Below are 26,046 nucleotides of genomic sequence, written 5' to 3'. Positions count from 1 at the left end.
CGGGGCTCTAGGAATCAACTGTTCCCGCCAGTATGGTGCGCGGCATTTCGCGATGCCGCATGCTGTTGATTGCGTCTGCCCATCGTTGCCATCAAGGTGAGAATATGTCCGACCACGTCGTCCCGCACTTCCATAACGATGCCGGTGTCTCGGTGATCGAAATCGGATCGCAGGAGTTCATGTGCGTCGGCGCCAACCCGCCGTTCGACCATCCGCACGTGTTCCTCGACCTCGGCAATGACAACGAGATTATCTGCCCGTACTGCTCGACGCTCTATCGCTTCGCGTCCGACCTCGCGGCCGGCGAAGCGCGGCCGCCGGAATGCGTCCTGAAAGACAAGGTCGCCTGACCGCTCCGTGGCGCTGACGCGAACCGTCATCGTTGCAGGCGCCGGGATCGGAGGACTGACGGTGTCGCTGACACTGGCGGCACAGGGCTTTCGCGTCGTCGTGCTGGAGAAGGCCGAACGGCTCGAGGAAGCCGGCGCCGGCATCCAGCTCTCTCCCAATGCCAGCCGCATCCTGGTCGAGCTCGGGCTCAAGGAACCGCTTGCGCGGCGCGCGGTCACGCCTGAATCCGTCAACATCCTGAGCGCGCGGGCCGGTGGCGAGATCGCACGGATGCCGCTTGGCCAGGCCGCCGAGTTCCGCGCCGGCGCACCCTATTGGGTGATCCACCGCGCCGATTTGCAGGCCGCGCTGCAGGCCGCCGCGAGCGACCATCCCGATATCGATCTGCGGCTCGGCTGCCAGTTCGAGGATGTGACCAAGCATGCGCGAGGCCTCACCGTCGTCCAACGCCGCGGCAATTCACGGCAGGAGGAATTGGCCGTCGCGCTGATCGGCGCCGACGGCATCTGGTCGTCGGTGCGCGGGCATTTGTTTCCGGATGTACAGCCGCAATTCTCCGGCCTGATCGCCTGGCGCGGCACGCTGGACGCCACCGCCCTGCCGCGTGAATACACCGCACCGCGCGTGCAGCTCTGGATGGGACCGGACGCGCATCTCGTCGCCTATCCCATCTCGGCGGGACGCCAGGTCAACGTGGTCGCGATCGTATCGGGCACCTGGAACCGGCCGGGCTGGAGCGAGCCCGGCGACATCGACGAGATCAAGGGCGCATTCGCCACCGCGCGCTGGCCCGCGACGGCGCGGATGCTGATCGGCGCGGTCGACGGCTGGCGCAAATGGGCGCTGTTCACCCTGCCCGACATCGGCCGCTGGAGCGAAGGCGCGGTGACGCTGCTCGGCGATGCCGCGCATGCGATGCTGCCGTTTGCCGCCCAAGGCGCCGGCATGGCGATCGAGGATGCGGCCGTGCTCGCCAAGGCCTTGAGCGACAGCACCGGGGAAAACACCGCGGGCATTCCCGCCGCGTTGAAGCGCTACGCACGGGTGCGGCGCGGGCGCGTGCTGAAAGTGCAGCGCCTGGCGCGACAGCAGGGCCGCATCTATCATTTGCGTGGGCCGGCGGCGATCGCGCGCGATCTGGCGATCCGCGCCATCGGTCCGGAGCGCATGCTGGCGCGGCAGGACTGGATTTACGACTGGCGCGCCTGAACTCGGCCAATCGCGACCGACCCGTCTGGCAACGCAAGCTTAGTGGACGAGGCCTCGCGGTGCGCGCGGGCCCTTCGCCGCCGGCGTGGGGGTAGCGGGGGCAGCGGCCGCAGGCGTGTCCGGCGTGCTTTCATGGCACCTGCCTTTGCGCCAGGCCTCATCCGCCAGCTTCTGCTGGGAGTGGATCGAGATCAGCTCGTTGCGATAGACCATCTCGGAGACGACAGTACCGCCGACGCCGGTCTCCGCCTTGGCCATCAATTTTTCCTGATCCGCCGCGCGGGTCTTGAGATTGCTGCGCTCGTTCTCGAGCTGCTTGCAATCATAAAGCTCGTACTTGGCGGGATCGGCGAATGCCGACGGTACGGTGTCGCCGATCTGCGCGCAGCCGGAAACGCCCGCGGCCGAGGCGAGCAGCGCGATGACGGCCGCCGCGCGCGACAGCTTCAGGCGGCGTGGGAAACGAACGGACATTCAGCTTTCTTAACCGGACAGTGTTGAGATTGCCTAAAGCAGCCACCGGTGTCCGGATTGAGGCTCAATCGCGGCGGCGCGCTGCTTATCCCAATGCTCGGCCGCCGAGGCAAATGGAATTGCGGGCCGCCGCATAAGCCTTTGAAAGCTCACCTGTTAGCACCGGATAATGACAATTCCACTCCGCGCCCAAACGCGCTAGAAATCGGCGCGCCTGGCGCAACGCGGACGTGGCGGAACTGGTAGACGCAAGGGACTTAAAATCCCTCGATGGCAACGTCGTGTGGGTTCGAGTCCCACCGCCCGCACCAACCTTCGCATGCCGTGCGCGGACCCAGCACATGAGTGGGCCAATGTGGCGATGCTCACCGCATCGTGTTTTCCGGCTGTGGCGCGGTTCACACGCCGCGATGGCTGACCATCGTACTCTTTCCGCATTAGAAATTCCGGCCGCGGATTTCGCGGCCGTCGCATTTTGAAATCAATTTGGTCGGAGATCGGCGATGGAGATTGCAAACTGCAATCGAATTGCGGACGACAATCGGATTGCAGACAACAGGGCGCGCGATCACGACGCCTCCAATCTCTTGCACGGCGACGATGCGGCACATTGCAGCAACGGGCTCAATGCACAGAATTTCCGCAACGCTGCGCCCGACGACCGCGTGATCTACCGGCGATGGATCCGCGGCGCGATCATGGTGTACGGACTGCTCGCGTTTGCCGCCGGAGCGGTGGTCTGGATCAACGGAACCGGCATCGGACAGACACAGCTCACGAGCCTGTCGAACCCGAGCAGCATGAGACCAGGCCACGGCGATTAGCGGTCGCCGGTTCGGAACCCGTGCACTGCGTATTCGTTGTCATGCCGCAATTGGAGCATGACGATGCCGAACGACGATCCATCCGCGCAGCGCGCAACCGACCAACCCGATCGGCGCAAGGAGCGCCCCTCCCCGCCGCAGGACGCACCACAAGGCGGGCCACCGCTCAGCGACGGACTGGAGCAGCTCCGCGACAGCCACACCTGACAAGCGACAGCGCGAAAAGAAAATGGCCGGGACAAGTCCCGGCCATTTGTTTTGCGTCAAGCCGCAAGCTTACTCGGACTTGTCGATGTTCCAGAAGATCGGCGTTGCCGGGCCGTCGAGCACGCCGGTCAGCGACTTCCGCCACGCGCTCGGAATGGTGTACTGGCCGAGCGGAACGTAGATCACCTGATCGTAGGCCTCGGTCTGGATTTCCGTGGCGATCTTCTTCTTTTCCTCAGCCGAGCCGGCGCGTGCGAACTTGTCACGCAGCTCCTCGATCTTCGGGTCTTCGGCCCAGCCGAACCAGCCGCCATTCTTGCCGCGACCGGTGATCGACGCGTTGACGATCGGATCGGAAACGTCGGCCGCGACCCAGTTGGTGAAGAACATGTTCCAACCGCCTTCCTTCGGCGGCTTCTGGCTGGCGCGGCGGGTCACCACGGTCTGCCAGTCGGTGGCCTGCAGGTCGACCTTGAAGCCGGCCTCGCGCAACTGCTGCGCAGCCACGACCGGCTGGGCCTTCAACGTCGTGACGTCGCCCGGCGCCATGATCACCACAGGGGTGCCGTCATAGCCGGATGCGGCGAGCGCCTTCTTGGCTTCCGCCAGTCCGTTGCCCTTCACCAGCGTTTCGGCCCCGACGTCGGTCTCGAGCGGCGTGCCGCAGACGAAGAAGGCGCCGCAGATCTTCTGGTACTTGGCGTTGCCGACCAGCGCGTCGAGCACGTCCTTCTGGTTCATCGCCAGGAACGCAGCCCGGCGCACCTTCGGATTGTCGAACGGCGGATAGAGGAAGTTCATGCGTCCGAGGGTCTGGAAGCCGAACTTGTTCAGGACGTCGATCTTGAGATCCGGATTGGCTTCGAGCACCGGCAGCATGTCGAACGGAAGGTTCTCCATGAAATCGATGTCGCCGGATTGCAACGCGTTCACCGCGGTCTGCGCATCGGCCATCGTGACCCATTCGACGCGGTCGACCTTGACGACCTTGCCGCCCGCGGTCCAGCTCGCCGGCTCCTTGCGCGGCACGTAGTCCTTGTTCTTCTCATAGACCGCCTTCACGCCCGGCTGGAATTCCGCCTGCACGAATTTGAACGGTCCGGAGCCGATCTGTTCCGGGATCGGCTTGTCCGGCGGCGTCTCGGCAAGACGCTTCGGCATCATGAACGGCACGCGCGACGACGGCTTGCCGATCGATTCCAGCACGAGGCCGTAGGGTTCCTTCAGCTTCAGCGTGATGGTCTTGGCGTCGGTCGCCTCCAGGCTCGCGACGAAGTCCATCAGCTTCTGGCCCATGCCGTCGACCTTGCCCCAACGCTGCAGCGAGGCGACGCAGTCTTCCGCGGTGACCGGCGCGCCGTCGTGCCACTTCAGGCCGTCGCGCAGCGTGAACGTGTAGGTCAGCTTGTCGTCGGAAACCTTCCAGTCCGCCATCTGCGGCTGGATCTTGAAATTGGAATCCGTCGCCAGCAGCGTGTCATAGATCATGTAGCCATGATCACGGGTGATGTAGGCCGTGGTCATGATCGGATCGATGACGCGCAGATCCGAGTGCATCACCGCGGTGATGGTCTTGCCCGCGGCCATCGCCTGCGGTGCGAATGACAATTCCTGCGGCGCGAACGACAGCGCGAGCGCCGTCAACGCGGCCGCTAGCGTGCGGTGTTTCCAACGCGAGATAGGGAACATGCAATCTCTCCTGACGTGTAACTGGTCAAAGCCGGCTTATTCGTTATGCATGTGGTTCGTTATTTAGGCGAACTAACATGCTGTATGGCTTGTGAAATCGAGACTTGCACCAAGCGCCAAGCGCGTCAATCGGTTTCAAGTCGCATCGGACGTACACAAACGAATGAGGCCGCGCGCCAGATTTTGGCTTTACAAAATCGTCGGCTGAGATTTTCGTAACGCGCGCGCGATGCCGGCGCCGTCAGAACAACAAGAGAGAACAACGATGAACCCCGCCAATCTCCCCTTTGATTCCGAAATGATGCTGCAGGGCCTGCGCAGCTGGGTGGAATGCGAAAGCCCGACCTGGGACGCCGCCGCGGTCGAACGCATGCTCGATCTCGCCGCCCGCGAGATGGCGATCATGGGTGCGACGATCGAGCGCATCGCCGGACGCCAAGGCTTCGCGGGCTGCGTCCGCGCCCGTTTCCCCCATCCGAAACAAGGCCAGCCCGGCATCCTGATCGCCGGCCATCTGGACACCGTTCACCCCGTCGGCACCATCGAGAAGCTGAAGTGGCGGCGCGAAGGCAACAAGTGCTTCGGGCCGGGCATCTTCGACATGAAGGGCGGCAACTACCTGTCGATCGAGGCGATCAGGCAATTGGCGCGCGCCTCCTTCACGACCCCGCTGCCGATCACCGTGCTGTTCACCCCCGACGAAGAGGTCGGCACGCCGTCGACGCGCGACATCATCGAGGCGGAAGCCGCGCGCAACAAATATGTGCTGGTGCCGGAGCCCGGCCGTCCGAACAACGGCGTCGTCACCGGCCGCTACGCGATCGCGCGCTTCAATCTGGAAGCCACCGGCAAGCCCAGCCATGCCGGCGCAACGCTGTCTTCCGGCCGCTCCGCGATCCGCGAGATGGCGCGGCAGATCATCGCCATCGACGGCATGACCACCGAGGACTGCACCTTCTCGGTCGGCATCGTGCATGGCGGCCAGTGGGTCAATTGCGTCGCGACGACCTGCACCGGCGAAGCGCTCAGCATGGCCAAGCGCCAGGCCGATCTCGACCGTGGCGTCGAGCGCATGCTGGCATTGTCGGGCACCACCAACGACGTGACCTTCAAGGTGACGCGCGGCGTTACGCGCCCGGTGTGGGAGCCGGATGCGGGCACCATGGCGCTGTATGAAAAGGCAAAACGCCTTGCGGCAGCGATGGGTCTCGATCTGCCGCACGGCAGCGCCGGCGGCGGCTCGGACGGCAACTTCACAGGCGCGATGGGCATCCCCACGCTCGACGGCCTCGGCGTTCGCGGCGCCGATGCACATACGCTCAACGAGCACATCGAGGTCGACAGCCTCGCCGAACGCGGCCGCCTGATGGCGGCACTGCTGGCGACGCTGGACTGACATCGATTGCACTGCACAACACGTTGGCACTGCCGGATCGAAATTTAGCCTTGTCCATTTTTAAGGCTTCGCCTACGGTCCGGCCGTCCAACGCGACGATGCGGGAGAGATCGAAGCGACAACATTCGTGTTGTTGCCTTTGGCGCCGACGGAGCAACCGCCCCGGAAACTCTCAGGCAAAAGGACTGTATCGTCAGGACGATCTGGAGAGAGACGAACATGGCCGCACATCAAGGGCCATGACGTCCACCGAAGGGGATAGTTCGCTTCTGGCCACAGCCCGATGCGGATCAAGCTCTCAGGTACCGTGACAGATGGGGCGCCGATGCCGGTTTCACCGGTGGTTCGGCGACTCTAACCCACGGGAGCCTGACGACTATCATGCCACACATCGCGATCATCGGCGCCGGCATCACCGGCATAACGACGGCCTATGCCCTGCTTGAACGCGGCTACAAGGTGACCGTCCTCGACAGGCATCGCTACGCCGCGATGGAAACCTCGTTCGCCAATGGCGGACAACTCTCCGCCAGCAACGCCGAGGTGTGGAACAGCGCCGCGACCATCCTCAAGGGGCTGCGCTGGATGCTGAGAAGCGACGCGCCGCTGCTGATGAACCCGAAGCCGAGCTGGCACAAATATTCCTGGATCGGCGAGTTCGTAGGCCACATCACGCGCTATCGCGGCAACACCATCGAGACCACGAAGCTCGCCATCGAAGCGCGCAAGCATCTGTTCTCGATCGCAGAGCGCGAAAACATCGCCTTCGATCTCGAACGCCGCGGCATCCTGCACGTCTATCACGACAGGGCCGGCTTCGAAGCCGGCCTCAAGGTCAACACGCTGCTGCAGCAAGGCGGGCTCGACCGCCGGCCGGTGACATCAGACGAAATCCGCGTCATCGAACCCGCGCTGCAGACGGCCTGCTATGGCGGCTTCTTCACGCCGTCGGACGCGACCGGCGATATCCACAAGTTCACGCGTGGGCTTGCCGACGCCTGCATCCGCCGTGGCGCGAGCTTTGTCCATGAAGCCGACGTCGACACGATCGCACGCGGCGATGACGGCTTCCGCATCGGCTGGAACGAAGCTGCTTCACATGATGCTGCGGTCGCGACACGCCAGCAGCTGCAGGCGGACGGGATCGTGATTTGCGCCGGCGTGGCGAGCCGCCACTTCGCCAGCCTGCTCAACGACCGCGTCAATGTCTATCCGGTGAAGGGCTATTCGATCACCGTGCAGCTCGATGCGCCGCAAAGCCGGAATGCCGCCCCAACCGTCAGCCTGCTCGATGAAGCTGCGAAGATCGTCACCAGCCGGCTCGGCGCCGACCGCTTCCGCGTCGCCGGCACCGCCGAGTTCAACGGCTTCAACCGCGACATTCGCGCCGATCGCATTCAACCGCTGGTGGATTGGGTGCGGCATCATTTCCCGGAGATCGATACGTCGAAAGTCGTGCCATGGGCGGGCCTGCGCCCGATGATGCCGAACATGATGCCGGTGGTTCGCGCCGGACGGATTCCGGGCGTGTTCTACAATACGGGCCACGGTCATCTCGGCTGGACGCTGTCGGCCGCGACGGCGCAGATGGTGGCCCAGGCGATCGACGATTGGCGCGACCTCGATACGCCGCCGATGGCGCCGTCGTTCGGTGCCGGGCTCGATGTGCCCGCCGACGCGCGCAAAGCTGAAATCAATCCACCTTCCAGTGGACTGCTTCGAACTTCACCGGAGGAATAATCGCGGCCCACAGGACTGATTAGCTGCACCGCAAAATCCGCAGCACCGATGGCATGGGACTTGCTCAAGTTCTACCGTGAGTCTGCTACCATCTGTGCTACGGTCTGGTGTGCAACGGTCCCGCTGGGGACTTCATCGACCACAACCCAACGGATCAAATTTGCTCGGATATCTGCTTCGCCGCATCCTCGCCGCCATTCCCGTGATGGGCGTGGTGGCTCTGTTCGTGTTCCTGTTGCTGCGGCTGACGCCGGGCGACCCGGCCGCCATCCTCGCCGGCGACAATGCGACGCCCGAACAGCTCGAACGCATTCGGACCTCGCTTGGTCTGAACGAGCCGATCTACATCCAGTTCTACACCTGGATCGCCAAGCTGCTGCACGGCGACCTCGGCGTCTCCCTGATCTCGAACAAGCCGATCCTCGAAATGATCGTCCCGCGCCTCGAGCCCTCGATCTCGGTCGCGCTGGCCACCATCATCCTCTCGATCCTGGTGGCGGTGCCGCTCGGCGTGATCGCGGCGTGGAAGCACGGCACCTGGATCGACCGCTTCGTGATGGGGCTCTCGGTGCTCGGCTTCTCGGTGCCGGTGTTCGTGATCGGCTATGTGCTGATCCAGATCTTTGCGATTGATCTGCGCTGGGTTCCGGTACAGGGCTTCAAGAGCATCTCGGCCGGCTTCGGTCCGTTCTTCCAGCGCCTCATCCTGCCGACCTGCACGCTCTCCTTCATCTATGTCGCGCTGATCGCACGCATGACGCGGGCCTCGATGCTCGATGTGCTCGGCGAGGATTACGTGCGCACGGCGCGGGCCAAGGGCATCGGCGAGACCGGCGTGCTGCTGCGCCATGCGCTGCGCAACGCGGCCGTGCCGGTCATCACCGTGATCGGTTCCGGCTTCGCGCTGCTGATCTCCGGCGTCGTCGTCACCGAAAGCGTGTTCAACCTGCCCGGCATCGGCCGCCTCACCGTCGATGCGGTGCTGGCGCGCGACTATCCGGTGATCCAGGCGATGATCCTGTTGACGTCGGGTATCTACGTCGCGGTCAATCTGTTGATCGACCTCGCCTACACCCTGCTCGATCCTCGTATCCGGTACTGAGCAATGGCGATCGAAACCCTTCCCGAATCCTCGCTTCCCGTCACCCGGCCGTTCCGCGTCAAGTTCGGCTTCCTGACGTCGACGCCGATCATCGCGATTGCGACGATCAGCCTCGCTCTCATCATCCTGATGGCGATCTTCGCGCCGCTGCTTGCCCCGCATGATCCTCTGCTGCTGACGCCGTCGCAGCGGCTGAAGCCGTCGAGCGCGCAATATCTGCTCGGCACCGACGCCTATGGCCGCGACCTGTTGTCGCGCATCATCTACGGCGCACGGATCTCGCTGGTGATCGGGCTCGGCGCCGCCGTCTGCTCGATCGCCATCGGCCTTCTGATCGGCCTCGTCGCCGGCTTCTTCCGCTGGGTCGATGCGGTGCTGATGCGCGTGATGGACGGCTTGATGGCGATCCCCGCCATCCTGCTCGCGATCGCCGTGGTGTCGCTGTCGGGGGCCAGCATCTGGACCGTGATGGTCGCGATCACCATCCCCGAGATCCCGCGCGTGGCGCGGCTGGTGCGCTCGGTGGTGCTGACCGCACGCGAGGAGCCTTATGTCGAGGCCGCGATCTCGCTCGGCAGCAGCCTGCCGAAGATCATGTGGCGGCATTTGATGCCGAACACCATCGCGCCGCTGATCGTGCAAGGCACCTATGTCTGCGCGTCCGCGATCCTGACCGAGGCGATCCTGTCGTTCCTCGGCGCCGGCATCTCGCCGGAAACGCCGACCTGGGGCAACATCATGGCCGAGGGCCGCGCCTATTTCCAGGTCAAGCCGTCGCTGATCTTCTGGCCGGGGCTGTTGCTCTCGATCGCCATTCTCAGCGTCAACCTGATCGGCGACGCCGCCCGCGACGCGCTCGATCCCCGCATGAAGCAGCGTGAGGGCAAGTGACGGCTTCAGCTCTTCTGAAGCCGTCATTCCGGGGCGATGCGAAGCATCGAACCCGGAATCTCGAGATTCCGGGTCTGGTGCTGGCGCACCATCCCGGAATGACAGTGGGTAAATTCCTTCGCAGCGCCAAGAGACCCTGACATGACCAACGTCGTCCTCGACATCAGCAATCTCGTCGTCGGCCTCGGCCGCAAGGCGGATGCGCATCGCATCATCGACGACCTCTCGCTACAGGTACGCGAAAGCGAGACGCTGTGCCTGGTCGGCGAAAGCGGCTCGGGCAAGTCGGTGACATCGCTCACCGTGATGGGCCTGCAGCAGAAGGGCACGCTGGTGCCGTCCGGCGGCAGCGTCAAACTGGTCGGCGAGGAGCTGCTTACCGCCAGCGACCGGCGGCTGCGGCAACTCCGCGCCACGCGGATGGCGATGATCTTCCAGGAGCCGATGACCGCGCTCAATCCCGTGGTGCCGGTCGGCCGCCAGATCGACGAGGTGCTGCGCGCCCACACTGATCTCGACGCCCGCGCGCGGCGCCAGAAAATCCTGGCGATGATGGAGCATGTGCGGCTGCCGGATGTGGAGCGCATCTTCTCCTCCTACCCGCACCGCCTGTCGGGCGGTCAGCGCCAGCGCATCATGATCGCGATGGCGCTGGTGCTGGAGCCGAAGCTCCTGATCGCCGACGAGCCGACCACCGCACTCGACGTCACCACCCAGAAGCAGATCCTCACCTTGATCCGCGACCTGCAACGCGATCACGGCACCGCGGTTCTGTTCATCACCCACGACATGGGCGTGGTGGCCGAGATCGCCGACCGCGTCGCGGTGATGCGACACGGCCGCCTGGTCGAAACCGGCCCGCTGCAGGACGTGCTGCGCAACCCGAAGATGGAGTACACCCGCAACCTCTTGTCCTCGGTGCCGAGCCTGGTGCCGCGAGCGCCGCGCCCGGAGACGACCGAGCCCGTGGTGCTGGAAGCCAACGAGCTCGGCAAGGTCTACCGGGAGCGGTCGCTGTACGGCAAAGCCCGCGAGGTCGCCGCCGCCAGCAACGTCACGCTCACTCTGCGCAAGGGCCGCACGCTCGGCATCGTCGGCGAAAGCGGTTCCGGCAAGTCGACGGTCGCGCGCTGCATCGTGCGCCTGATCGATCCGACCTCGGGCGGGGTACGCCTCGCCGGCCGCGAGATTTCCGACCTGTCGCGCCGGCTGTTGCAACCGCATCGCCAGAAGATCCAGATCATCTTCCAGGATCCCTACCGCTCGCTCAATCCGCGCGTCACCGTCGGCGAGAGCATCGCGGAAGGCCCGGTCAATTACGGCATGCCGCGCAAGGATGCGCTGGCGCGGGCGCGCGAGCTGCTCGAGCTCGTCCATTTGCCGCCCGACGCGATCTCGCGCTATCCGCACCAGTTCTCCGGCGGCCAGCGCCAGCGCATCGCGATCGCGCGCGCGCTGGCGCTCGATCCCGACGTGCTCGTCGCGGACGAAGCGGTGTCCGCACTCGACGTCTCGGTGCAGGCGCAGGTTCTGGATCTGCTCGACGAAATCCAGCGCCGGCTTGGCATCGCGCTGCTGTTCATCACGCATGATTTGCGCGTCGCCGCACAAATCTGCGACGACGTCGCCGTGATGCAACATGGCCGCGTCGTGGAACAGGGACCGGCCGCCGAGGTGCTGACCAATCCGCAGCAAGCCTATACCCGCGCGCTGCTGGATGCGGCGCCCGGACGCGGCTGGGACTTCGCCAACTTCCGCCCCGTTTCGGAAGGCATTGTGGCGACGGCCTAGGTCTTTAGCCTCAAGCCTTTCCGCCCACAGGGCATGCAAATCCGCTGGTGCTCCCCGGCTTGCGCTTGGCGCGACGACACGCTTAACGTCGCGCGCTAGAGCGTGGCCCTGAAGGTGGACGCCGGTCTTCCCCGGAGATCACGCTCCAACCAACGAGATGAGATCATGACGCGCGTCGTTATGATCGCATCATGATCGAAGAAACGTATCGAGACCGACTTGATGACCCGCATTGCCGTTGGCGGCTTCCTGCACGAGACCAATACCTTCGCACCGACGAAGGCAACCTATGACGATTTCGTGCATGGCGGTGGCTGGCCGTCGATGACGCATGGCGCCGACGTGCTCAAGGTCATGCGCAAGATCAATGTCGGCCTCGCCGGCTTTGTCGAGGCGGCGGAAGCCAATGGCTGGGAGCTGGTGCCGACGATCTTCGCCGCGGCGAGCCCGTCGGCGCATGTCAGCAAGGATGCGTTCGAGCGGATCGTGACGGAAATGGTCGACGGCATCGCCGCGGCCGGACCGATCGATGCCGTCTATCTCGACCTGCACGGCGCCATGGTCACCGAGCATTATGACGACGGTGAAGGCGAAACGCTGGCCCGCGTGCGCAAGGCGATCGGCAACGACCTGCCGCTGGTGGCGAGCCTCGATCTGCATGCGAACGTCTCGCCAAAGATGATCGAGCATGCCGATACGCTGATTGCCTACCGCACCTATCCGCATGTCGACATGGCCGAAACCGGCCGCGCCTGCGCCCGGCATCTGGCGCTGATGCTCAAAACCAGGCAGCGCTTCGCAAAGGCCTTCCGGCAATTGCCGTTCCTGATCCCGATCAGCTGGCAATGCACCAACGACCAGCCGACCAAGGGCATCTATCAAAAGCTCGCCGCCCTCGAGAGCGACGCGGTGCCGACACTGTCGTTTGCGCCGGGTTTTCCGGCCGCCGATTTCAGGGATTGCGGGCCGAGCGTATTCGCTTACGGCCGGACCCAGGCCGATGCGGATGCCGCCGCCGACAAGGTCGTCGCCCTGGTCGAGAGCCATGAGGATGATTTCGACGGCCGGATCTATTCGCCCGACGAAGGCGTGCGGCTGGCGATGGAACTGGCGAAATCGGCGAGCCGGCCGATCATCATCGCCGACACTCAGGACAATCCCGGCGCCGGCGGCGATTCCGACACCACCGGCATGCTGCGCGCGCTGGTGCGCAACAAGGCGAGTGCCGCAACCGGCGTGATCTACGACCCGCAATCCGCGAAGGCCGCGCACAGCGCCGGTGTGGGGGCATCAGTCACGCTCGAGCTCGGCGGCAAGTCCGGCATTCCCGGCGACGCGCCATACCGGGAGACTTTTGTCGTCGAACAGCTCTCGGATGGAAAATTCGTGGCTCCCGGTCCCTATTTCGGCGGCCGCGACATGGACATGGGCCCCTCGGCCTGCCTGCGGGTCGGCGACGTCCGCGTCGTGGTCGGCTCCTACAAGGCCCAGCTTGCCGACCAGGCGATGTACCGCTATGTCGGCATCGAGCCGACGGCACAGAAGATTTTGGTCAACAAGAGCTCGGTGCACTTCCGCGCCGATTTCGAGCCGATCGCCGAGAAGCTCTTGATTTGCGCCGCTCCCGGCGCGATGCCCGCCGATACCGCCACGCTGCCGTGGAGACATTTGCGTCCCGGCATTCGTATCAAGCCGAACGGCCCTACTTTCACACCCACCTCCCCATCACGCACAAACGGATAGAGAGCCATGCCGACCATTGAGCGCATCGACAGTTTTGCCGACGAACTCACCGCCATCAGACGGGATCTGCATGCGCATCCCGAGATCGGCTTCGAGGAGGTCCGCACCTCGGGCATCGTCGCCGACAAGCTGACGAGCTGGGGCATCGAGGTGCATCGCGGCCTCGGCGGCACCGGCGTGGTCGGTGTGCTCAAGGGCAAGGGCAACGGCACCAAGAAGATCGGCCTGCGCGCCGACATGGACGCGCTGCCGATGGAGGAGAACACCAATCTGAAGTGGCGTTCGACCATCCCCGGCCGCTTCCACGGCTGCGGCCATGACGGCCACACCACGATGCTGCTCGGCTCGGCGCGCTATCTCGCCGAGACCCGCAATTTCGACGGCACCGTGCATTTCATCTTCCAGCCGGCCGAGGAAGGCCTCGGCGGCGCGCGCGCCATGATCAAGGACGGCCTGTTCAAGCAGTTCCCCTGCGACGAGGTCTATGGCCTGCACAACGCGCCGGACCTCAACCATGGCGAGATCGCGATCCTGCCGGGCCCGGCAATGGCCGCAGCCGACTTCTTCGACATCAGGATCCAGGGCTACGGCGCGCATGGCGCGATGCCGGAGCGCTCCAAGGACGCCGTCGTAATCGCAATGACGCTCGGACAGGCGTTGCAGTCGATCGTCAGCCGCAACGTCGATCCGCTGCAGGCTGCGGTGCTGTCGATCACGCAGATCCATTCCGGGTCGGCGTACAACGTCATTCCCGGCGAAGCCTGGATGTGCGGCACGGTGCGCTGCTTCTCCGACGAGATCCGTGAGCTGATCCGCAAGCGCATGCGCGAAATCTCCGCGGGCTTTGCGGCGGCATATGGCGCCGAAATCTCGGTCGAGATCCGCGACGGCTTCAGCGTGCTGGTGAATCAGGAAGAGCAGTCCCGCGTCGTCGAGGAAGTCGCGCGCACCGTGGTCGATCCGGCCAAGGTCATCACCCGCTCGACGCCGAAGATGGGCAGCGAGGATTTCGCCGACATGATGCAGGCGATTCCCGGCGCGTATTTCTGGGTCGGCCATGACGGCTCCGTGCCCGTTCACAATCCCGGTTACGTTCTCGACGACAAGATCCTGCCGATCGGCGCCAGCATGTTCGCCCGCATCATCGAGAAACGCATGCCGGCAGGTGCGCATGCATAAGCCCAAAGGGGACGACATCACGTCGCTGCACGATCTCTCCGCCGTCGACCTGCTCGCCGGCTATCGTGCCAAGCAGTTCTCGCCGTCCGAGGTGCTGGAGGAAATCATCTCCCAGGTCGCGACCTGGGAGCCGCACATCAAGGCGCTGTATTTGTACGACCCGGAAGGGGCGCGGAAGGTCGCCAAGACCTCGACCGAGCGCTGGCAGCAGGCCGAGCCGGCCGGCACGCTCGATGGCGTTCCCGCCACCATCAAGGACAACGTCGCGACCAAGGGGCAGCCGGTGCCGCTGGGCGCGGCGAGCGTCAAGCTGGCGCCCGCGGAGAAGGATGCACCGCCTGCGGCGCGGCTGCGCGAGGCCGGCTGCGTGATCTTCTCCAAGACCACGATGCCGGACTACGGCATGCTGTCGTCGGGCTTGTCGTCGTTCCATCCGCTGACCCGCAATCCCTGGGATGTCAGCAAGAACCCCGGCGGCTCGAGCGCCGGCGCTGGCGCGGCAGGTGCTGCCGGTTATGGTCCCTTGCATCTCGGCACCGATATCGGCGGCTCGGTGCGGCTGCCGGCCAACTGGTGCGGCCTCGTTGCATTGAAGCCGAGCCTCGGCCGCGTGCCGATCGACCCGCCTTATGTCGGCCGCGTCGCCGGTCCGATGACCCGCACCGTCGACGACGCCGCGCTGATGATGAGCGTATTGTCGCGTCCCGACCGCCGCGACGGCATGAGCCTGCCGGCGCTCGAGGTGAACTGGAAGGCGCTGGAGAAGTCGCCGCGCAAGCTGCGCATCGGGCTGATGCTCGACGCCGGCTCCGGCCAGAAGGTCGAGAAGGAGGTTCGCGAGGTCGTCGTGAAGGCTGCGAAGGCGTTCGAATCCGCCGGCGCCGTCATCACCGAGATCGACGGCATCCTGACGCCCGAGATGCTCGAAGGGCTCGACAATTTCTGGCGCGCCCGGACCTGGGATGAGCTGTCGAAACTGTCGCAGGCCGACCGCGGCAAGACCCTGCCCTACATCCTCAACTGGGCCGAGGCCGGTGCAAAGCTCTCCGGCGTCGATGTGGTGCGCGGCTTCAACATGACGATGGCGATCCGCGCGGCCGCCGCGAAATTGTTCTGCGAGGTCGACTACGTGATCTCGCCGGTGTCGCCGGTGGTGAACTTCCCGGCGGAGTTCGCAGCGCCGCTCAACGACCCGGCAAAGCCGTTCGAGCACATCTGCTTTACCGTGCCGTGGAATATGTCGGAGAACCCCGCGCTGTCGATCAACGGCGGCTACGACAAGAAGGGCTTTCCGATCGGCGTCCAGATCATCGGCCGCCGCTTCGACGACATCGGCGTGCTCGGCATGGGCAAGGCGTTCGAAGGCCTGCGCGGCCCGCAGAAGCCGTGGCCCGCGCCGCCGAAGAAGTAGCGCCTCGGCCTTCCAAATTGTCATGCGCGGGCTCGACCCGCGCATCCATCTTCTTCATAAAGAAGAGATGGATTGCCGGGTCGAGCCCGGCAATGACAAATAAAAGGAAGGAAATCATCCCCATGGCGTATGAGACGATCAAGTACGAGGTCGCCGAGCAGATCCTGACCATCACGCTGAACCGGCCCGACAAGCTCAACGCCTTCAACGCCACGATGCAGCAGGAGCTGATCGACGCGTTCGACAAAGCCGACAAGGACGACGACGTCAGGGCCATCATCGTGACCGGCGAAGGCCGCGGCTTCTGCGCCGGCGCCGATCTATCATCCGGCGCCAACACGTTCGACCGCGATGCGCGGCGCGGTCCGGTCAAGCGCAATGCCGACGGCAGCGTCGACTACAGCGATCCGCAGGTGCGTGACGGCGGCGGGCAAGTGACGCTGCGCATCTTCAAGTGCCTGAAGCCTGTCATCGCCGCGGTGAACGGCCCGGCGGTCGGCATCGGCGTCACCATGCAGCTTGCGATGGATATCCGCATCGCCTCCGACGCCGCGCGCTTCGGCTTCGTGTTCTCCCAGCGCGGCATCGTGCCGGAAGCCGCATCGAGCTGGTTCCTGCCGCGCATCGTCGGCATCTCGCAGGCGCTGGAATGGTGCTATTCCGGCCGCGTCTTCCCGGCGCAGGAAGCGCTCGCCGGCCGGCTCGTCAGCAAGGTGGTGCCGCCGGACGATCTGCTGCCCACCGCGCGTGCGCTCGCCAAGGAGTTCGCAGCCAAGACCGCGCCGGTGTCGGTGGCGCTGATCCGCCAGATGATGTGGCGCATGATGGGCGCCGACGATCCGATGGAGGCGCACAAGGTCGACAGCCGCGGCATCTATGCCCGCGGCCGCTCCGACGACGTCAAGGAAGGCGTGGTGTCGTTCCTGGAAAAGCGCCCCGCGCAGTTCAAGAACAGGGTCTCGTCGGACATGCCCGACTATTTCCCGTGGTGGCAAGAGCGCGACTATAAGTGAGCGAATGGCGTCAAGCGGCGTCCACACTTGACGGCGTCGTCCTGTTGCACGGCATCAGCAGGACGGCGCGCTCGTTTCGCAGGATGGAGCTGGCGCTGAGGGCGGCCGGCTTTGCCACCCTCAATCTCGACTATGACAGCCGGCGCAAGCCACTCGACGTGCTGGCTGAGGACATCCACCCCTCGCTCGATCGGTTCGCGCAGAGCCTCGACGGCTCCGTGAACTTCGTCTGCCATTCCATGGGCGGTCTTCTGGCACGCGTCTATCTGGCAAGGCATCGCCCGGCGCGGCTCGGCCGCGTCGTGATGCTCGGGACACCGAACGGCGGCAGCGAGATCGCCGACCGCCTGAAGAACCTCGCGGCCTATCGCGCCTATTTCGGTCCGGCCGGCCAGCAGCTCGTCACCCGCCGCGATGCCGCGACCAGCGCGCTGCTGCCGCCGATCGATTATTCCGCCGGCATCATTGCCGGCAACCGTTCGGTCTATCCGATCACCTCCATGGCCCTGCCGCGGCCGCATGACGGCCGGGTGTCGGTCGCCAACACCAGGCTTGAGGGCATGGCCGATCACATCGTGATCCGCACCTCGCATCCCTGGCTGGTGCGCAACAAGGAAGCGATCGCGCAGACCATCGCGTTCTTGCAAGAGGGGAAATTCAGCACAAATCGTCAGGTGGACTAGGCGTGGGTGTTACCCATCCTGTGCAGCTTGAGCATGGCATAGACCGCATTGTTGGCTGGCGTAGGAACGCCAAGCGGGCGGGCGAACTCCACCACCTTTCCGGCGAGCCAGTCGAGTTCGAGCCGGTTGCCGCGTTCGAGATCGTGCAGCATGGAAGCCTTGAAGGTGGGCGGCGAGGCTTCCGCGAATTTCATTCTGTCCTCGGCAAAATTCTCCGGAATCGGAACGCCCCTGGCACGGCCGACCGCCACCACCTCGCTCATCAGGCTGTAAAAGAACGCTCGCGTATCCGGGTCGGCCAGGATTGGCCCCAGCGGCTGGCGAGTCGTTGCGGTCGCGCCTGATAGTCCGACGAGAAATACAAATTTCTGCCAGCGCTCGCGCTCAATCCCGTCGGACACCGAGATGTCGACCCCGGCCGCATGAGCGGCGTCGGCAAAGGCTTTGAGGCCCTCATCGGGCTTGCCGTCGGTTCTCCCGCAGACCATGCGCGCGAACTGGCTCGTGTGGGTGACGACGCCAGGCGCGGACAGCACCGTAGCAATATAGGCACTTCCGGCGACCACATTGTCGGCGCCGAGAATCGGGGCGATCCTCTCCGCGCTATCGACCCCGTTTTGCAGCGGGATCACCCGGGTGCGCGGTCCGACCAGGGGGAGAGACAACCTGGCTGCCGTCTCGCTGTCCCAAAGCTTGACCGCGAACAGTACGATATCGACCGGGCCGACCGTGGCTGGATCATCGGTCACGTTGGGTTCGGGCAAATGAAGATTGCCGAGCACACTCTCGACCTTGAGACCGTTCTTTCTGATCGCCTCGAGGTTGGAGCCGCGTGCGATAAAGAACACGTCGTGCCCTGCCGCGGCCATACGTGCTCCGAAATAACCGCCGAGGGCACCGGCCGCCATCACAGCGATACGCATGTCATCCTCCACCCCTGCAACGACACTCAGCCGGCAGAGGATATCACGCGACGGACCTGGGTTCGATTCCTTGAATGCCGGGCCCATCGCGTCATTTGGCTGCACTGCAGAATTTGGTCTGCTATCGGTGCATGGCGGACGCTGGCAAGCCGCCTGCCCGACGGATCTATGGCTTCACGGCCTCGTCAGCAGCGCCACACGGCCGATCGCCTTGCGCTCGATCAACAGCCGCATCGCCTTCGCATAGTCTTCCAGCGGCAGCCGGTGCGAGATATTCGGCCGCACCCGGCCGGCCTCGGCCCATTCGCTCAGCCTCTTGAACCTGCCCTCGCCGAGCGCGGGATCCTTGCGCACCGCCTCGCCGGCGCGAACGCCGAGCACGCTCGCGCCTTTGATCATCAACAGATTGGTGCGGGCAAGACCGATGCCACCGGTGAAGCCGACGACGAGAATCCGCGCGCCCCAGTTGATGCAGCGCATCGAGTTCTCGAACACCTCTCCGCCGACAGGATCGAACACGACATCGGCGCCGCGACCGTCGGTGAGGCGCTTGACCGCATCGCGGAACGGCTCGCGCGCATAGAGCACGAGATGGTCCGCGCCGCGCGCCTTGGCGATCGCAAGCTTGTCCTCGCTCGAAGCCGCGGCGATCACGGTGGCGCCGAGCAGCTTGCCGATCTCGACCGCGGCAAGTCCGACGCCGCCGCCGGCGCCATGCACCAGCAGCACCTCGCCCGGCTTGATCTGTCCGCGGTCGATCAGCGCATGATAGGCGGTGCCATGCGCGGCCAGGAAGGTCGCGCCTTCCGCATAGTCGAAGGTCGACGGCACCGGTACGAACTGCGACGGCGTTGCAATCGTCTCGTCGCAATAGGCGCCGAAGCGCATCTTGACGATCACCTTATCGCCGATGGCGACACCGGTAGCGTCATTGACCTCGACGACATCGCCGGCGGCTTCCGAGCCCGGCGTGAACGGCAGCGGCGGCTTGAGCTGGTACTCGCCCGCGGCCATCAGGATGTCGGGGAAATTGATCCCGGCGGCCCGGATCGCAACGCGCACCTGTCCCGGCTGCAAGGGCACCGAGGCAAAGTTCTCGAGCTGCAGGCGCTCGGGCGGCCCGAGTTCGCGGCAAACGACGGCTTTCGGCATCAGGCAGCCCGCGCCTTGAGACGTGCCAGCGCCTCGCGGATCAGCGGCAAGCGGTCGTTGCCGAAATACATGTCGGTCTTGTCGAGATAGATCGTCGGCGAGCCGAAGCCGCCGCGCGCCATCACCTCCTCGGTGTTGGCCTTGAGTTGATCCTTGATCGCCTGGTCGCCGATGCCGGCAAGGAATTGCGCCGGATCGATCCCGAGTTTAGTGCAGATCTCGGTCAGCACCGCATCCTGCGAAATGTCCTTGTCGTCACCCCAATAGGCCTCGAACACCGCGCGGGCGAACGGCACCATCTTCTCGTTGCCGAGCCAGATGCAGCCGCGCATCGCCTTGACGCTGTTCACCGGGAACACGGTCGGCGGCATCTTGATCGCAAGGCCGGCCGAGCGCGCCCAGTCGGTGAGATCCTTCTTCATGTAGCGCGCCTTCAGCGGCACCGGCTTCTCGCGCTGCGCGTAGACCGACGGGTTGACGGTGTTGAAGATGCCGCCGACCAGGATCGGCCGCCAGGTGATCGGAGCGTCGAACTCCTTCGCGAGCGGCTGGATGTTGTGCCAGGCGAGATAGGTCCACGGGCTGGAGCAGTCGAAGAAGAATTCGATCATGGCGTTTCCCTTTGTCTTTTCCACGTTCATTCTCGTCATTCCGGGATGCACCGCAAGGCGCAGGGCTCGCAACTGTGTCGCGCCGCGGAATAACGGCATCATTTCTTCTCGACCAATTCCTTCGCACGCTGGCCGAACATGTTCTTGCGTGATTCCTCGTCAAACGGCTCCTTGACGAATTTTCCGATCGCAAGCCCCGCCTGCACCTGCGGGCGGGCGCGCACGGTGGCGTACCAGCGCTTGATGTTCGGGAAATCGTCGAGGGTAAAACCCTGCGCCTTGTGGGTCATGGTCCAGGGGAAGCAGGCGATGTCGGCGATCGAATAGTCGTCGCCGGCGATATAGGCGCCGGTCCTGCCGAGCTGGCGGTCGAGCACGCCATAGAGCCGCGCGGTCTCGTCGCGGTAGCGCTCGATCGCGTAAGGAATCTTCTCGGCCGCATAGAGCGCAAAATGGCCGTGCTGGCCGAGCATCGGCCCGAGGCCGCCCATCTGCCACATCACCCACTGGATGACGTTTGACCGCGCACGTAGCTCCCTGGACAGGAAACGGCCGGCCTTGTCGGCGAGATAGATCAGGATCGCGCCGGTCTCGAACACCGAGAACGGCCCGCCGCCGTCGGCGGGCGCATGGTCGACGATCGCGGGGATCCGGTTGTTCGGGCTGATCGCCAGGAATTCGGGCCGAAACTGCTCGCCGGCGCGGATGTTCACCGGGATCACCTTGTAGGGCAGCCCCAGTTCCTCCAGCATGATCGAGATCTTCCAGCCGTTCGGCGTCGGCGCGTAGTGCAGATCGATCATCGGCGTTCTATTCCCCGTCACAAAGACTTTTGTTGTTCTGTACCTCCACCTTAGGACATGGCACACAGGCCCTCAATCAGAACCCAACGGGAGGCACCCATGCTGTTTCCAACCACGATCGCTGGCTCGCTGCCGAAGCCGGAATGGCTGGCGGAGCCGAACATGCTGTGGGCACCCTGGAAGTCGGAAGGCGCCGAGCTCGCCCGCGCCAAGCGCGATGCCACGGTGCTCGCGGTCAAGCTGCAGGAAGATGCCGGTGTCGACATCGTCACCGAGGGCGAGCAGGCGCGCCAGCATTTCGTCCACGGCTTCCTGGAGCGGATCGAAGGCATCGATTTCGCCCACAAGGTCGAGATGGGCATCCGCAAGGACCGCTACAAAGCGATGGTCCCGCAGGTGGTCGCACCGCTGCAGCTGAAGGGGCGCGTCCACGAGAGCGAGGCCCGTGCGGCCCGCGCGCACACCAGGAACCGGCTGAAATTCACCATGCCCGGCCCGATGACGATCATCGATACCATCGCCGACAAATATTACGGCGACCGCGTGAAGATGGCCTTCGCTTTCGCGGAGCTTTTGAATCAGGAGGCGAAGGCGCTCGAGGCCGACGGCGTCGACATGATCCAGTTCGACGAGCCCGCCTTCAACGTCTACATGGACCAAGTGCGCGACTGGGGCATCAAGGCCCTGGAGCGCGCCGCCGAAGGCCTGACCTGCGCCACCGCCGTGCACATCTGCTACGGCTACGGCATCAAGGCCAACACCGACTGGAAGCAGACGCTCGGCGGCGAGTGGCGGCAATACGAGGAGACCTTCCCCGTCATCGACAAGAGCACGATCCAGCAGGTCGCGATCGAATGCCGCAACTCGAAGGTGCCGATCGAACTGCTCGCGGCGCTCCCCGGCAAGATCGTGCAGGCCGGCGTGATCGACGTCGCCAGCGACGAGATCGAGACCGCTGAGGACGTCGTCAAGGTGATCGAGGCGGTCGCCAAGCACGTGCCGAAGGGCAACATCATCGCGACCACCAATTGCGGCATGGCGCCGATGCGGCGGGATATCGCGGAAGCCAAGCTGATCGCGCTGGGCGCCGGGGCCAAGCTGGCGCGGCAGCGGCTGGCGTAACGACTGCGCCGGCAGATCAACCCAGAACGGCCATCGCGCTCGGATGCAACACCGGCCGGTAGCCGGCCTGGAAGGCGCGCAACGTCGATGGCGGCGTCAGCAGCATGGCCGGCTCCGGTACGTCGGCCCGGCTGTAACCGGCGAACGACCAGCGCAACGTGGCGCCGTCGGCGACGAGGTAGCTGTCCCCGCTCGCCTGCAGCATCGTCCCGTCGGGCAAGTCGCGCAATCGCGTCGACAGCGGATGCAGCCGCTTCTTGCCGCGGTCAAGCCGCTCGGCATGCAGCACCGCGTCCATCGCCTTGGCGCTGAGATCGCTCACGCCGTTGCCCTGCTCCCAGCAGCCGCGAAACCGCTTGGCATCGTCACGGCGGCAGTAGAAGCAGGGCCGGTGTCCGGCCGCGAACGCGGTGGCCTCATCGAGGAAGAACAGCTCGGTCCAGCTCTGCCGGCTCATCACCTCGCGCCGCCGTCCCCTGAACTCACAGACGCAGGTGAGCCACGCCGGGCTCGACCAGCGCTTGTTCAGCAGCGTGCGCGTCGCGGGATCGTGGATGATGCCGCGATTGCCGGTGAAGGTGCCGCGATGGTCTGAGGCGACGATGTCGCCGGTGGGCGTGACGCGGTTTTGCAGGGGCATGTTTCTTACTTCCCCCTCGCCCCGCTCTTGCGGGGAGAGGGTTGGGGTGAGGGGCTTTGTCCGCAAAGATAGTGAGAGATGAACTCGCGGTGACTCCCCCTCACCCGATCGCTCCGCGATCGACCTCTCCCCGCAAGCGGGGCGAGGTGACTCCTCACGCCGCCCCGTCGCGGATTGGCGGCTGGAACGACAGTGCGGTGTCCCAGGGGAAGTAGATCCAGGTGTCCTGCGACACCTCGGTGATGTAGGTGTCGACCAGCGGCCGGCCCTTGGGCTTGGCGTACACGGTCGCGAAATGCGCATCGGGCAGCAATTGGCGCACCAGCCTGCCGGTCTTGCCGGTATCGACGAGGTCGTCGACGATCAACAGCCCCTTGCCGGTGCCGCCGCCGAGCTTGGCGGTCTGCTCCGAAATGCCCTTGAGCACTTTCAGATCGCCCTGCTTGTCGTGGTCGTAGCTGGCGACGCAGACGGTGTCGATCACCCGCAAGCCGAGCTCGCGCGCCACGATCGCCGCAGGCACCAGCCCGCCGCGAGTGATCGCGATCACCGCTTGGAACGGGCCGACCTCATTGAGCCGCCAGGTCAGCGCCCGGCAGTCCCGGTGGAATTGATCCCACGAGACCGGAAACGGCCTGCCGGCTCGCTCCTGTGCACTCGGTTCGGAATTTCGTTCAGCCATATCGTCTCAACCCGCCGGCTTCTTCTGCGCGGCCTGCACTTGCTTCAGCATCTCCTTCACCGCGATCATCGCCGCGGCGAGCTTTTCCGGATCGCGCGAGCGGACCACGAGATTGGTGTTCGGCTTCTGGTTCTCGTCCTGGAACGGATAGCTGCCGATGATGGTGTCGGGATTGGCTTCCGCGATCGCCCGCAGCGGACCGCCGATGTCGCCTTCCCGTGCGTCGGCCCTGACCGAGTCCGACAACATCCGCACGCCGGATTTCAGGGTCGGCGCCACGATGTCCATCATCGCCTGCATGATGGTGGGGATGCCGGCCATCACGATGACATTACCGAGCTTGAAGCCCGGCGCCAGGATGGTCGCGCTCTGGATCAGCTCGGCGCCGTCAGGCACCCGGGCCATGCGGAGCCGCGCCTCGTTGAGGTCCTGCTCGCTCCAGCGCTCCCTGAACCGCGCCACCACCTCGGGGTGATGATGGATATCGACCCCGAACGCCTTCGCCACGCTGTCGGCGGTGATGTCGTCATGGGTCGGCCCGATGCCGCCGGTGGTGAACACGTAGGTGTACCTATGCCGCAGCGCATCAAGGGCGGAGACGATGTCGGCCTCGTCATCGGCGACGACGCGGACCTCCTTCAGGTCGATGCCGATGTTGGTCAGGTATTCGGCGATGAAGCCGATGTTTTTGTCCTTGGTCCGGCCGGACAGGATCTCGTCGCCGATCACCAATATCCCCGCCGTGACGATCTCGCTCATGGTCTCATTCCCTAACTTGATCCCCTGACATTGCCGATCCAATGCCTTGATGTCACGGGGTTTTGCCGCCGAATTAAGCAGACCTCAGCCGGTTTTTCGGGCAGGCCTTCCACTTCACCCATAGCAAATGCCGCAAGCCAATGCATATCGCGCTGGCCCGCCCCTTGCTACCATCCCATCAAGTCATGCACTGTGTCACATGGCTTGGGAGGGCAGTCGGGCTATATGGCAGTCGCGTTCGATGAGATGAATGGCCTCGGCGAGGATCTCCGCCCGGCCTACCAGGAGCTCTCCCGCTGGCTCAAAGAGACGCCGCCGGATGCACTCGAATATCGACGCCAGGAAGCGGAGCTCTTGTTCCGCCGGATCGGCATCACCTTCGCGGTCTATGGCGATGCCGAGGCCCAGGAGCGGCTGATCCCCTTCGACGTCATCCCCCGCATCATGTCGGCGACCGAGTGGACGCTGCTGGAGAAGGGCCTCAAGCAGCGCGTGCTCGCGCTCAACATGTTCTTGAAGGACATCTATCACGGCCGCGACATCCTGCGTGCCAACGTCATCCCCGAGGACCTGATCTTCCAGAACCCGGTGTTCCGTCCGGAGATGAACGGCCAGGACGTGCCGCACGACATCTACGTCCACATCGCCGGCATCGACATCATCCGTACCGATCCCGACAATTTCATCGTGCTGGAGGACAATGCGCGCACGCCATCCGGCGTGTCCTACATGCTGGAAAACCGCGAGATCATGATGCGGTTGTTTCCGGACCTGTTCGCGCGGCACCGCGTCGCGCCGGTGGACCGTTATCCGGACGAGCTGCTGTCGGCGCTGCGGTCGGTCGCGCCGCACAGCGCCTCCGCCGAGCCGACGGTCGCGCTGATGACGCCCGGCGTCTACAACTCGGCCTATTACGAGCACTCCTTCCTCGCCGACAAGCTCGGCATCGAGCTGGTCGAGGGGCGCGACCTCATCGTCAAGAACGACGAGGTGTTCATGCGCACCACCGAGGGGCTGAAGCGGGTCGACGTGATCTATCGCCGCGTCGACGACGATTTTCTCGATCCCCTCACCTTCCGGCCGGACTCCGCGCTCGGCGTCCCCGGACTGATGTCGGCCTACGCCGCCGGCAACATCACGCTCGCCAATGCAGTCGGCACCGGCATCGCCGACGACAAGGCGATCTATTCCTACATGCCGGACATCGTAAAATTCTATCTCAGCGAAGAGCCGATCCTGAAGAACGTGCAGACCTGGCGCTGCCGCGAACCGCAGGATCTGTCCTACGTGCTCGACAACCTCGCCGACCTCGTCGTCAAGGAGGTGCACGGCTCGGGCGGCTACGGCATGCTGATCGGCCCCGCCGCCACCAAGGCGACGATCGAGGCGTTCCGCGACAAGCTCAAGCGCGAGCCGGAAGGCTTCATCGCCCAGCCGACGCTGGCGCTGTCGACCTGCCCGACCTGCACCGACAAGGGGCTGGCGCCGCGTCATGTCGACCTCCGCCCGTTCGTGCTGACCGGCTCCAGCCACACCACCATCGTGCCCGGCGGGCTGACCCGCGTCGCGCTGAAGGAAGGCTCGCTCGTCGTCAATTCGAGCCAGGGCGGCGGCACCAAAGACACCTGGATACTGAGTGAGTGATTTGAAG

At 64.8% G+C, this 26,046-nt stretch carries 24 protein-coding genes, 1 tRNA gene and 2 riboswitches; of the genes, 16 read left to right on the top strand and 9 right to left on the bottom strand.

Annotated elements, in window-relative coordinates:
- Positions 1-104: 104 nt before the first annotated feature.
- Together QA635_RS17510 and QA635_RS17505 are read left to right on the top strand one after the other, a co-directional pair.
- Complete coding sequence (locus QA635_RS17510; protein WP_018272338.1) at positions 105-350, top strand: zinc-finger domain-containing protein; 246 nt, start codon at positions 105-107, stop codon at positions 348-350.
- Between the two features lie 7 nt (positions 351-357).
- On the top strand, positions 358-1,560 hold the full coding sequence (locus tag QA635_RS17505) for an FAD-dependent monooxygenase (RefSeq protein WP_283070601.1): 1,203 nt from the start codon (positions 358-360) through the stop codon (positions 1,558-1,560).
- 39 nt (positions 1,561-1,599) lie between these two features.
- On the opposite strand, the gene QA635_RS17500 is transcribed toward QA635_RS17505, so the two are convergent.
- On the bottom strand, positions 1,600-2,034 hold the full coding sequence (locus QA635_RS17500; protein ID WP_283070599.1) for a twin-arginine translocation pathway signal: 435 nt from the start codon (positions 2,032-2,034) through the stop codon (positions 1,600-1,602).
- A 224-nt stretch (positions 2,035-2,258) separates the two neighbouring features.
- Here QA635_RS17500 and QA635_RS17495 point away from each other — a divergent pair.
- Together QA635_RS17495 and QA635_RS17490 are read left to right on the top strand one after the other, a co-directional pair.
- Positions 2,259-2,345, top strand: a tRNA-Leu gene (locus QA635_RS17495).
- A gap of 192 nt (positions 2,346-2,537) precedes the next feature.
- Positions 2,538-2,858 (top strand): hypothetical protein, encoded by a 321-nt coding sequence (locus QA635_RS17490; RefSeq protein WP_283070598.1) that lies wholly within the window; start codon positions 2,538-2,540, stop codon positions 2,856-2,858.
- A 276-nt stretch (positions 2,859-3,134) separates the two neighbouring features.
- Here the strand turns inward: QA635_RS17490 and QA635_RS17485 are convergent, their stop codons facing one another.
- Positions 3,135-4,754: an ABC transporter substrate-binding protein gene (locus QA635_RS17485; protein ID WP_028336108.1), complete on the bottom strand. Its 1,620-nt coding sequence runs from the start codon at positions 4,752-4,754 to the stop codon at positions 3,135-3,137.
- 265 nt (positions 4,755-5,019) lie between these two features.
- Here QA635_RS17485 and QA635_RS17480 point away from each other — a divergent pair, with 265 nt between their 5' ends.
- From QA635_RS17480 to QA635_RS17435, 10 genes are all read left to right on the top strand, one after another.
- Entirely contained in the window at positions 5,020-6,150 is a 1,131-nt protein-coding gene (locus QA635_RS17480; protein WP_283070596.1) for a M20/M25/M40 family metallo-hydrolase, read from the top strand.
- Positions 6,151-6,241: 91 nt separating this feature from the next.
- Positions 6,242-6,348, top strand: a riboswitch (glycine riboswitch).
- Positions 6,349-6,351: 3 nt separating this feature from the next.
- Positions 6,352-6,466, top strand: a riboswitch (glycine riboswitch).
- A 65-nt stretch (positions 6,467-6,531) separates the two neighbouring features.
- Positions 6,532-7,890, top strand: coding sequence for a D-amino acid dehydrogenase (locus tag QA635_RS17475; protein WP_283070594.1), 1,359 nt, complete (start codon positions 6,532-6,534; stop codon positions 7,888-7,890).
- A gap of 160 nt (positions 7,891-8,050) precedes the next feature.
- Entirely contained in the window at positions 8,051-8,992 is a 942-nt protein-coding gene (locus QA635_RS17470; RefSeq protein WP_028336105.1) for an ABC transporter permease, read from the top strand.
- A 3-nt stretch (positions 8,993-8,995) separates the two neighbouring features.
- Positions 8,996-9,883, top strand: coding sequence for an ABC transporter permease (locus QA635_RS17465; RefSeq protein ID WP_225160286.1), 888 nt, complete (start codon positions 8,996-8,998; stop codon positions 9,881-9,883).
- A gap of 141 nt (positions 9,884-10,024) precedes the next feature.
- On the top strand, positions 10,025-11,674 hold the full coding sequence (locus QA635_RS17460) for an ABC transporter ATP-binding protein (protein WP_283070591.1): 1,650 nt from the start codon (positions 10,025-10,027) through the stop codon (positions 11,672-11,674).
- Between the two features lie 222 nt (positions 11,675-11,896).
- Complete coding sequence (locus QA635_RS17455) at positions 11,897-13,417, top strand: M81 family metallopeptidase (RefSeq protein WP_283070589.1); 1,521 nt, start codon at positions 11,897-11,899, stop codon at positions 13,415-13,417.
- A gap of 6 nt (positions 13,418-13,423) precedes the next feature.
- The gene (locus QA635_RS17450; RefSeq protein WP_016846360.1) at positions 13,424-14,596 is read left to right on the top strand and encodes a M20 aminoacylase family protein; all 1,173 of its coding nucleotides are present in this window, start codon (positions 13,424-13,426) and stop codon (positions 14,594-14,596) included.
- Positions 14,589-16,007, top strand: a complete 1,419-nt coding sequence (locus tag QA635_RS17445; RefSeq protein ID WP_283070587.1) for an amidase — start codon at positions 14,589-14,591, stop codon at positions 16,005-16,007. Before QA635_RS17450 ends, QA635_RS17445 begins: the two co-directional genes overlap by 8 nt.
- Before the next feature lie 122 nt (positions 16,008-16,129).
- A complete protein-coding gene (locus QA635_RS17440; protein WP_283070584.1) occupies positions 16,130-17,020 on the top strand; it encodes a crotonase/enoyl-CoA hydratase family protein in 891 nt (296 codons plus the stop codon).
- Positions 17,017-17,703 (top strand): alpha/beta hydrolase, encoded by a 687-nt coding sequence (locus QA635_RS17435; RefSeq protein ID WP_283070583.1) that lies wholly within the window; start codon positions 17,017-17,019, stop codon positions 17,701-17,703. Before QA635_RS17440 ends, QA635_RS17435 begins: the two co-directional genes overlap by 4 nt.
- Here QA635_RS17435 and QA635_RS17430 read toward each other — a convergent pair.
- The 4 genes from QA635_RS17430 to QA635_RS17415 all read right to left on the bottom strand — a co-directional run bounded on the left by QA635_RS17430 (position 17,700) and on the right by QA635_RS17415 (position 21,192).
- A complete protein-coding gene (locus QA635_RS17430) occupies positions 17,700-18,626 on the bottom strand; it encodes a ketopantoate reductase family protein (protein WP_283070582.1) in 927 nt (308 codons plus the stop codon). The two genes, QA635_RS17435 and QA635_RS17430, sit on opposite strands and share 4 nt — an antisense overlap.
- 174 nt (positions 18,627-18,800) lie before the next feature.
- The gene (locus QA635_RS17425) at positions 18,801-19,778 is read right to left on the bottom strand and encodes an NADPH:quinone oxidoreductase family protein (protein ID WP_283070581.1); all 978 of its coding nucleotides are present in this window, start codon (positions 19,776-19,778) and stop codon (positions 18,801-18,803) included.
- Positions 19,778-20,389 carry a 2-hydroxychromene-2-carboxylate isomerase gene (locus QA635_RS17420; RefSeq protein ID WP_283070580.1) on the bottom strand — a complete coding sequence of 204 codons (612 nt, stop codon included), beginning with the start codon at positions 20,387-20,389 and terminating at the stop codon, positions 19,778-19,780. The genes QA635_RS17425 and QA635_RS17420 overlap by 1 nt, the downstream gene beginning before the upstream one ends.
- 98 nt (positions 20,390-20,487) lie before the next feature.
- Positions 20,488-21,192, bottom strand: a complete 705-nt coding sequence (locus tag QA635_RS17415) for a glutathione binding-like protein (protein ID WP_225648192.1) — start codon at positions 21,190-21,192, stop codon at positions 20,488-20,490.
- A 99-nt stretch (positions 21,193-21,291) separates the two neighbouring features.
- Here QA635_RS17415 and QA635_RS17410 point away from each other — a divergent pair, with 99 nt between their 5' ends.
- Positions 21,292-22,314, top strand: a complete 1,023-nt coding sequence (locus tag QA635_RS17410; protein WP_283070579.1) for a methionine synthase — start codon at positions 21,292-21,294, stop codon at positions 22,312-22,314.
- Between the two features lie 16 nt (positions 22,315-22,330).
- On the opposite strand, the gene QA635_RS17405 is transcribed toward QA635_RS17410, so the two are convergent.
- The 3 genes from QA635_RS17405 to QA635_RS17395 all read right to left on the bottom strand — a co-directional run bounded on the left by QA635_RS17405 (position 22,331) and on the right by QA635_RS17395 (position 24,395).
- Positions 22,331-22,954, bottom strand: a complete 624-nt coding sequence (locus QA635_RS17405) for a hypothetical protein (protein ID WP_283070578.1) — start codon at positions 22,952-22,954, stop codon at positions 22,331-22,333.
- Between the two features lie 154 nt (positions 22,955-23,108).
- The gene (gene gpt, locus QA635_RS17400; protein WP_057019092.1) at positions 23,109-23,636 is read right to left on the bottom strand and encodes a xanthine phosphoribosyltransferase; all 528 of its coding nucleotides are present in this window, start codon (positions 23,634-23,636) and stop codon (positions 23,109-23,111) included.
- 6 nt (positions 23,637-23,642) lie between these two features.
- Positions 23,643-24,395, bottom strand: a complete 753-nt coding sequence (locus QA635_RS17395; protein ID WP_028342907.1) for a competence/damage-inducible protein A — start codon at positions 24,393-24,395, stop codon at positions 23,643-23,645.
- Between the two features lie 225 nt (positions 24,396-24,620).
- Here QA635_RS17395 and QA635_RS17390 point away from each other — a divergent pair, with 225 nt between their 5' ends.
- Positions 24,621-26,039 carry a circularly permuted type 2 ATP-grasp protein gene (locus QA635_RS17390; RefSeq protein WP_168856780.1) on the top strand — a complete coding sequence of 473 codons (1,419 nt, stop codon included), beginning with the start codon at positions 24,621-24,623 and terminating at the stop codon, positions 26,037-26,039.
- Positions 26,040-26,046: the final 7 nt, after the last annotated feature.

The sequence above is a fragment of the Bradyrhizobium brasilense genome (genome assembly GCF_029714345.1).
GTDB classification, from domain to species: Bacteria; Pseudomonadota; Alphaproteobacteria; order Rhizobiales; family Xanthobacteraceae; genus Bradyrhizobium; species Bradyrhizobium australafricanum.
Note: the sequence above shows the minus strand (reverse complement) of the source record. Positions and strands in the feature narration are given on the sequence as shown.